This is a genomic window from Mycobacterium sp. (assembly GCF_032159765.1).
In the GTDB taxonomy this organism is placed as follows: Bacteria; Actinomycetota; Actinomycetes; order Mycobacteriales; family Mycobacteriaceae; genus Mycobacterium.
Genome location: NZ_JAVHWM010000185.1, coordinates 1 through 8140 on the forward strand (window position 1 = coordinate 1; position 8140 = coordinate 8140).

Genomic DNA, 8140 nt, shown 5'->3' on the forward strand with positions numbered 1-8140 from the left:
GGTTGCATCGCGATACATTCCGATATATCGTAAACGTATCGGGAGCGCACACAGTGCTTCCGTCCACAATCAGAAATGAGACACACACATGACTAACCCATTCGAGGGCCACGAGGATGGCCCACAGGCAGGCGGGGTCGGCTTCAACCCGCTCGACCCGCAGAGCCGCCGCGCAATGCACCATGCACGGCGTGAAGCCAAGCGCGAATTTCGGGAGCAGCTCAAGGACCAGGTGCGCGCCAACGCGGCAGCAGGCTGGGGCGCCGGCTTCGGGCCGGGATTCGGCGGCGGCTTCGGCCCAGGCTTCGGGCCAGGCGGCTTCGGCTTCGGGCCCGGCGGCCGAGGTGGCCCTCGTGGCCCCCGCGGCCATCGTGGTCGAGGCCGTGGCCGTGGCCGGCGTGGTGACACCCGTGCCGCGATCCTTGCCCTGCTCACCGAGCGGCCAATGCACGGCTACGAGATGATCCAGCAGATCGCCGATCGCAGCAATGGTCTGTGGCGGCCGAGTCCAGGATCCATCTACCCGACGTTGCAGCTGCTCGTCGATGAGGGCCTCATCGTCGCCACCGAAGCCGACGGCAGCAAGCGGCTCTTCGAGCTGACGGACGCGGGACGCGAAGCCACCGCGACGGCCCAGACGCCGCCGTGGGAGGAGATCGCCGACGACGCCGACCCGGACGAGGTGAACCTGCGGGCAGCTGCAGGCCAGCTCGCTGCGGCGGTGTTCCAGTCGTCGCATGCCGCCACGGCCGATCAGCACAAGCGGATCGTCGACATCATCAACAAGGCGCGCAAAGAGATCTACGGCGTGCTGGGAGAAGACGACTAGCCGCGAACGACAAAGCGCTGCACGGTCTCTAAAGTTGAGTCCGTGCAGCGCTTTCCGCTTGGCCCATTCGATGTCCGACGCGTCGGCTTCGGTGCGATGCAACTTCCGGGTCCGGGGGTGTCCGGGCCGCCCCGCGATCATGACCAGGCGATCGCCGTTCTTCGCCGGGCCGTCGAACTCGGCGTGGACCACATCGACACCGCACAGTTCTACGGGCCCAACGTGGCCAACGAGCTGATCCGCGAGGCCTTGCATCCCTATCCGGACAACCTCGCGCTCGTGAGCAAGGTCGGTGCACGAAGAGACGACAAGGGTGCGTGGATTCCCGCCGCGCAGCCCGACGACCTGCGCGCGGACATCGAACAAAACCTGCGCACTCTCGGCACCGATCGGCTTGCGGCGGTCAATCTGCGCATCCACAACGGCGACGACCCCAGCGCCGCCGCCGTGCTCGACCGCGAACTGTTCGAACGTCAGCTGACCGCCATGATCACGGCGCGTGACGAAGGGCTGATCGCGGGAATCGGCCTGTCCAGCATCGGGGTGGAACACCTGCACGTCGCGTTGGACCGCACCGAAATCGTCACCGTGCAGAACGCCTACAACCTGGTCGATCGAACATCACAGCCCGTGCTCGACATGTGCACCGAGCGCGCCATCTCCTTCGTGCCGTTCTTCCCGCTCGGCTCGGCGTTCAACGCGGACAACCCTGTGCTGGGCAACCCCGCCGTGAAGCAGGCAGCTGCAGATCTCGGCAAGACACCGGCTCAGATCGCACTCGCGTGGACGCTGGCCGTCGCTCCCAACGTGCTGCTGATCCCTGGCACGTCGTCGGTGGCCCACCTCGAGGAGAACCTGGCCGTCGCTGACATCGAGCTCGGCGCAGACGTCGTCACCGAGCTGAGCGCGCAAGCCGGCTAGACGTCGACCCAGTCCAGCGTGCGCTCGACGGCCTTCTTCCAGCCTGCATAGCCTGCTTCGCGCTGATCCTCGGACCAGCTCGGCGTCCAGCGCTTGTCTTCCTGCCAATTCGCTTCCAGCTCAGAGGGATCCGACCAGAAGCCCACCGCGAGGCCAGCAGCGTAGGCGGCGCCGAGTGCCGTCGTCTCCGCCACCACCGGTCGCACCACGTCGACGCCAAGAACGTCGGCCTGGATCTGCATGCACAGGTCGTTGGCGGTGATGCCGCCGTCGACCTTCAGCTCATCCAGATGGACACCTGAGTCGGCCTCCATCGCATCGGCGACGTCGCGGCTCTGGTAACAGATCGCCTCCAGCGTCGCGCGGGCGAGATGGGCGTTGGTGTTGTACCGCGACAGCCCGACGATCGCGCCGCGCGCGTCGGATCGCCAGTACGGGGCGAACAGCCCGGAGAACGCGGGCACGAAGTAGACGCCGCCGTTGTCTTCGACCTCACGGGCCAGCGACTCGCTCTGCGCGGCGCCGCTGATGATCCCGAGCTGATCGCGCAGCCATTGCACCGCCGACCCGGTGACGGCGATCGAACCCTCCAGCGCGTACACCGGGGCGGCGTCACCGAACTGGTAGCACAGCGTCGTCAGCAGACCGTTCTCGGAGCGCACGATCGTCTCGCCGGTGTTGAGCAGCAGAAAGTTGCCGGTGCCGTAGGTGTTCTTGGCGGTGCCCTCGTCAAGGCAGACCTGGCCCACCATCGCCGCCTGCTGGTCGCCGAGGATGCCGGTCACCGGCACGTCGCGGTCACCCGACGGCTGCGTGGTCCCGTAGGGTTCTGGCGACGACGACGGCCTGATCTCGGGCAGCATCGCTCGCGGGATCCCGAAGAGCTCGAGGAGTTCGTCGTCCCAGTCCAGGGTTTCCAAGTTCATCAGCATCGTGCGGCTGGCGTTGGTGACGTCGGTGACGTGCACGCCGCCGTCGGTGCCGCCGGTGAGGTTCCACAGCACCCAGCAGTCCGTCGTGCCGAAGACGGCGTCACCACTTTCGGCCGCTTCGCGTACGCCGTCGACGTTCTCGAGGATCCACTGCAGCTTGCCGCCCGAAAAGTACGTCGCCGGCGGCAATCCCGCCTTGCGGCGGATCACGTCGCCGCGGCCGTCGCGGTCCAGCGCGGAGGCAATCTTGTCGGTGCGGGTGTCCTGCCACACGATCGCGTTGTGGTACGGCCGACCGGTTTTGCGGTTCCACACCACCGTCGTCTCGCGCTGGTTGGTGACGCCGAGAGCGGCCAGATCCCCGTCGCCGAGGTTGGTCTTGTTGAGCGCAGACGACAGCACCGATCGCGTCCGCTCCCAGATCTCGACGGGGTCGTGCTCGACCCAGCCGGCCTTCGGCAGGATCTGCTCGTGTTCGAGCTGATGGCGACCCACTTCCGAGCCGGACTGATCGAAGATCATGGCGCGGGTACTCGTGGTGCCTTGATCGATGGAGGCGACGAAGTCGGCCACTGAAGGTGCTCCTCGGGTCGAAGCGAACGGGTGCAAGGGTCCATGATGGCAATGATGGGAACCGCCGTGACACGAGTCACCGACATCGACGAGATGCCGCGTGGCGGGCCCGGCGCATCGTGGCTGGACCGCCGGTTGCAGACGGGGTGCAGCGAGTATCTCGACCGCGACGACGTCGACGAGCGGATCAAACGCAGCGTGGTGAAATCTCTGGAGTGGACGGGCGATTTCTTCGGCAATCACGAGCGGTTCGCGTTGATCGCTCTCGAGGAAGTCGCCGACGTTCCCGACCCGAAGATTCTCGAACTGGGGGCGGGCCACGGCGGGCTATCGCGCAAGCTGCTCGAAAACCATCCGACAGCGCGCGTGACCATCACCGACATCGACACCACGTCTGTGGTGAAAATTGCCGAGGGCGAGCTGGGTAGCCATCCGCGAGCCATCGTCAAAGCGGCCGATGCCACCGAAATCGATTGTCCTGAAGGATATTTCGACCTCGCCGTGTCGGCACTGACGTTCCACCACCTGTCGCCGGCCCAGGCGGCGGCGGTGATCGCGGAGGGCACAAGGGTGGCCGACAAGCTGCTGATCATCGACCTGCCGCGACCATCGCCGCTGCTGCACATCGCGCGGCTGGCGACGATGCTGCCGTTCGCGTTGGTGCCGTTCGTGCACGACGGGGTGATCAGCTCGTTGCGGGCCTACAGCGCATCGGCCGTAAAGGCGCTTGCCGCGCACGCGGGTGGGGGAATCGACGTGGACGTGCGCAGTCGGGGGTGCGGTCCGCAGGTGTTCGTCGCCAGCCGTCGTTAGTTCACGCGCAGACGGGAGTTCAGCAATGTCTCCAGGTGCGTCCACTGCTGCACGGCGTCGCGGGCGAGCTCGCGTGCCTTGCGGGTTTGGGTGTGATTGAGGACCGCCTTCACGAAGGCGCCGAGCGGTTGCCCGTCGTGTAAGCAGTCGTCGACGACTGTGAGCTGAAGGTACTTACCGACGTCCTCGAGCAGTTCGACAGCGAGTGCTAGTTGGTCGGGGTCCACATCTTTCGGTCCCGCGCCGATGTCTTCCCCCAATCCTCTTATGAGGTAGACGTTGAAGGCTTCCACCCGATCCGCGCGCAGCGAACCGTTGGTGGCTGCGAGCACAACGTCGCGGTACGTGCTGAGCGCGTCGAGATCGTTGGCGCGGTTGTCCGCGACGTACTGGCGAAGTAATCGACCAGAACGGAAGACGTCGATGCGGCCGCCGCTGCCGAGAAAGATCGGGGCGTCGTCCAGATAACACCTCAGCGTCAAGAAGCTGCCGTCTGACGTGATGATGCGAATGGGATCGATCCCGACATTCGACCAGAAGTCCTTGCTGGTGACCGTCGTTGATGGCATCTGTTGCCGCTCTGCAGGCGAGGCCACCGACAGCTCGGCGCGCCCGAACGCGTAAACCTCTGAGTCGTCAGGGAACTGAACGATGACATCGAGATCGTCATCGTCGTCGTGGCTGATCTCGACGACCTTGCCGACCTTCCCATAGAGGTCGTCGTCGCGGGCCACCACCTTAGCGAGCACGCCTGGCCTGAGGAGTGCAGGCGTAGGGGCGGCGATTGGAGCCGATTGTCGGACACTTTCGTAAGCAGCGGGGCCGCGACGACGTTTTCGGGTCATGCGTTCGGTGTCGATGGCGCACCAGGGGCAGACGGCGCATCCCGTCGGAATCTGGTGGGCGCCGTTGACACAACTGGTGGTGGTGACGCGTTGAAGAGCGGCACGCCATTCAGCGGCGCTTGGACGCAGCGCAGGATCGTGGGCGCCGGTGGTGAGAGCTCGGTTGAACAGCTGTTGGATATCAACAGGAAGAAACGTCACCGGCGGGGCAAGCGGGTGCGTGTGTAGTGGTGAATTCCAGCCCCCGGCCCAATGACCGGCTTTCGCGAGGGTCAGGGCGTCGGGCTGATCGCCATCACCAATCCACGTGCCACGCATGAAGGGGTGGTTGCCAGCCATCAGTAGCAAGTGGACGTGCACCGCCAGTGAGAACAGGTCGGAGGCGATCTCGCGGGCGGTGGTGCGCAGGTTTGCGTGGGCCAGTTCGGGCGCGGTGAATTCGGGACGACCCACTCCGCATAGGAATTGTCGCCCCGCTGAGTCCGTGAACTGCATTGAGTCGCAGTCGACGAGCGTGACGCGCGTGGTATCGGACACCAGGATGTTGCGTTCCTGGAAATCGCCGATCACCGCACCCATCCGGTGGGCAGCGTCTGTTGCTATGCACAGGTTGGCGGCGATGTTGACCAGGTGAATCCACGTCGCCGCCTTCGTCCACTGCGGTGCCGACGGCAGCGGGTTGGCGCGGTTCGACGGATTGGACAGAGTGTGGATCTCGACGGCCGTCGCCATGTCCACCCGTGGCATCACGTAGCCCACGGCCCCGTCGTCGGATTCGAGCACGTGCAGAGGCCACGTCAGCACCACGAAATCAGACCGCTGCTCTGCTTCCTCGGGAGGAGAAGCGACCATGGCCGCGACTTTCTCGAGCTTGGCGCCCAGGCCTTTCAATGTGGGGTGGAAGATCTTGGCCACCCACTCGGGATGATCGACCAACGCGTAGATAGTGCCTTCGCCCGCCCTGGCCAACACTTGCGCCAAGACCACATCCTCGCCAGTTTCGAGTCTCAGTGGCGCCATCGCTCACCGCCCACCGAGTGACCCCGACGATTCGTGTGGCATGCGGGAAATGCTAGCCAGCCCGGACTACGCCTCGCTTGCGCTTTTGCCGCGGTCCGCGACCAGCGCCGTGAGGCCGGCGAGCTTTCCGCGGAGCTTTTCCGCGCGCTGCGCGACCGCCTGGACATCTTCGTCGTCGGACGCCACGACTGCGACGCCATGGGTCTGTGCGGTGGCCTCGAGGCAGCTTCTGACCGCGGGGTCGGCGAGCACCAGCGAGGCCAGCACACCGGGATGGAGTTCGTCCCGGCGTCGGCCGCGCTTGCGGTACTCGACCTCGGCCGGGATCCGGATGTCGACATCAGGGTGCGCAAGCTGCTCGTCGGCAGCCGCGATGACCAATGTCATCAACCCATTTCCCAACACGTCGAGCAGCTTGCCCCGCCCGGGAAACCACGGCAGCGGCAATCGCTCGATTTGAGACCCGACCGCATCCGAGAGCAGGTACTCGACGATGTTGCGGGTGCGAATCTCCTCGACGGCGTCCCACTCGATCTCCTCGCCGTCGATCGCGAGCGTCTGCTCGGCGATCGCCAGCCCGCCGTAGCGGTTCAGCTGACGCACAAGGCCATGCAGCATGCCGGGCGTCCGAGGATGCTCGGCCAGCAGGTTGCCGATGCCGATCTCCCACTGTCCGACGACGGGGCCGGGCTCCGGTCGGCGACTCGCCAATAGGGTCTGCAGTCGGGCCGCCTCCTCGGCGATCTCCGACGGCGACACCTTCGCGGCGGCCTGTTGAGACGCCTCCTTCGCGCGTTTCGCAATTCCCCGCCCGAGGCCGCCGAAGTCAGGCATGCGCTCACCCTATTCGGGGCACAGGTAAAGCACAGCTTGCAGTCGGCTCTGAGACCCGCAACCATCGGCGGTGTGGGCGAGGACATCAAGGGCACCACGTTCAGCGGCGCGCAGCGCAGGGATTACCGCCGCAAGATCCAGCTGTCGCTCGACGTGTTCGAGACCATGCTCGCCCAGTCCAGGTTCGAATTCGAGCGCCCGCTCACGGGAATGGAAATCGAATGCAACCTCGTCGACGAGCAGTATCAACCCGCGATGGCCAACCGTGAGGTGCTCGCCGCGATCGCCGATCCCAAGTTCCAGACCGAATTAGGCGCCTACAATATCGAATTCAACGTGCCGCCGCGCCCGCTGCCGGGCGACTCCGGGCTGGAGCTCGAGGCTGACGTGCGGGCCAGCCTGAACGCGGCGGAGAGCAAAGCGAATCGCAGCGGCGCGCACATCGTGATGATCGGCATTTTGCCGACGTTGATGCCGGAGCATTTCGCCGGTGAGTGGATGAGTGATGTCGTTCGCTACCGCGCGCTGCAGGATTCCGTGTTCAGGGCCCGCGGTGAAGACATCCTCATCGACATCTCCGGGCCTGAACGGCTGAGCCTCGAATCCGGCTCCGTCGCACCGGAATCGGCGTGCACCAGCATGCAGCTGCACTTGCAGGTGTCTCCTGCGAAGTTCGCAGACAATTGGAACGCGGCTCAGGTGCTGGCCGCGGCCCAGCTGGCGCTAGGAGCCAATTCGCCGTACTTCCTCGGCCACCAGCTCTGGGCGGAGACCCGCATCGAGCTGTTTGCACAGGCAATCGACACCCGTCCCGACGAACTCAAGGCACAAGGTGTCCGGCCGCGGGTGTGGTTCGGCGAGCGGTGGATCACATCGATCTTCGACCTGTTCGAGGAAAACGTGCGGTACTTTCCGTCGCTGATTCCTGAACTCTCCGACGAAGACCCGGTCGCCGAACTGGCGGCCGGGCGCGCGCCGAGGCTTTCGGAGCTGCGGCTGCACAACGGCACGATCTACCGGTGGAACAGGCCCGTGTACGACGTCGTCGACGGCCGTGCGCACTTGCGCGTCGAGAACCGGGTGCTGCCCGCGGGCCCGACCGTCGTCGACATGATGGCCAACGCGGCGTTCTACTACGGGGCGCTGCGTGCGCTGTCCGAGGAGGACCGGCCGCTCTGGACGCAGATGAGTTTCGCTGCGGCACAATCGAATTTCTTCGCCGCTGCCCGCAATGGAATTGCCGCCAAGCTGTACTGGCCCGGGATGGGCACCATCTCCGCCGACGAACTGGTGTTGCGTCAGCTGCTGCCGCTCGCGGACGAAGGGCTTCGCCGGTGGCAGGTGTCGGCGGCCGTGCGTGACCGCTACCTGGG

Annotated in this window: 7 protein-coding genes; 4 read left to right on the top strand and 3 right to left on the bottom strand. The window is 65.5% G+C overall.

Going from position 1 to position 8140, the window contains the following annotated elements; all coding sequences use genetic code 11:
- Window positions 1-88 precede the first annotated feature (88 nt).
- Together QOH60_RS24100 and QOH60_RS24105 are read left to right on the top strand one after the other, a co-directional pair.
- Window positions 89-829, top strand: coding sequence for a PadR family transcriptional regulator (locus QOH60_RS24100; RefSeq protein ID WP_526424401.1), 741 nt, complete (start codon window positions 89-91; stop codon window positions 827-829).
- Window positions 830-871: 42 nt separating this feature from the next.
- Window positions 872-1750, top strand: coding sequence for an aldo/keto reductase (locus tag QOH60_RS24105; protein ID WP_526424402.1), 879 nt, complete (start codon window positions 872-874; stop codon window positions 1748-1750).
- On the opposite strand, the gene glpK is transcribed toward QOH60_RS24105, so the two are convergent.
- Entirely contained in the window at window positions 1747-3291 is a 1545-nt protein-coding gene (gene glpK / locus QOH60_RS24110; RefSeq protein WP_526424403.1) for a glycerol kinase GlpK, read from the bottom strand. The two genes, QOH60_RS24105 and glpK, sit on opposite strands and share 4 nt — an antisense overlap.
- A 9-nt stretch (window positions 3292-3300) precedes the next feature.
- Between glpK and QOH60_RS24115 the strand changes: the two genes are divergently transcribed.
- Window positions 3301-4068, top strand: a complete 768-nt coding sequence (locus tag QOH60_RS24115; protein WP_526424404.1) for a class I SAM-dependent methyltransferase — start codon at window positions 3301-3303, stop codon at window positions 4066-4068.
- Here the strand turns inward: QOH60_RS24115 and QOH60_RS24120 are convergent.
- Entirely contained in the window at window positions 4065-5900 is a 1836-nt protein-coding gene (locus tag QOH60_RS24120) for a SatS C-terminal domain-containing protein (RefSeq protein WP_526424407.1), read from the bottom strand. The two genes, QOH60_RS24115 and QOH60_RS24120, sit on opposite strands and share 4 nt — an antisense overlap.
- Window positions 5901-5999: 99 nt before the next feature.
- Entirely contained in the window at window positions 6000-6767 is a 768-nt protein-coding gene (locus QOH60_RS24125; protein WP_526424405.1) for a hypothetical protein, read from the bottom strand.
- A gap of 72 nt (window positions 6768-6839) precedes the next feature.
- On the opposite strand from QOH60_RS24125, the gene QOH60_RS24130 reads away from it, so the two are divergent.
- On the top strand, window positions 6840-8140 hold a 1301-nt coding region (locus QOH60_RS24130; protein WP_526424406.1), incomplete at its 3' end, for a glutamate-cysteine ligase family protein.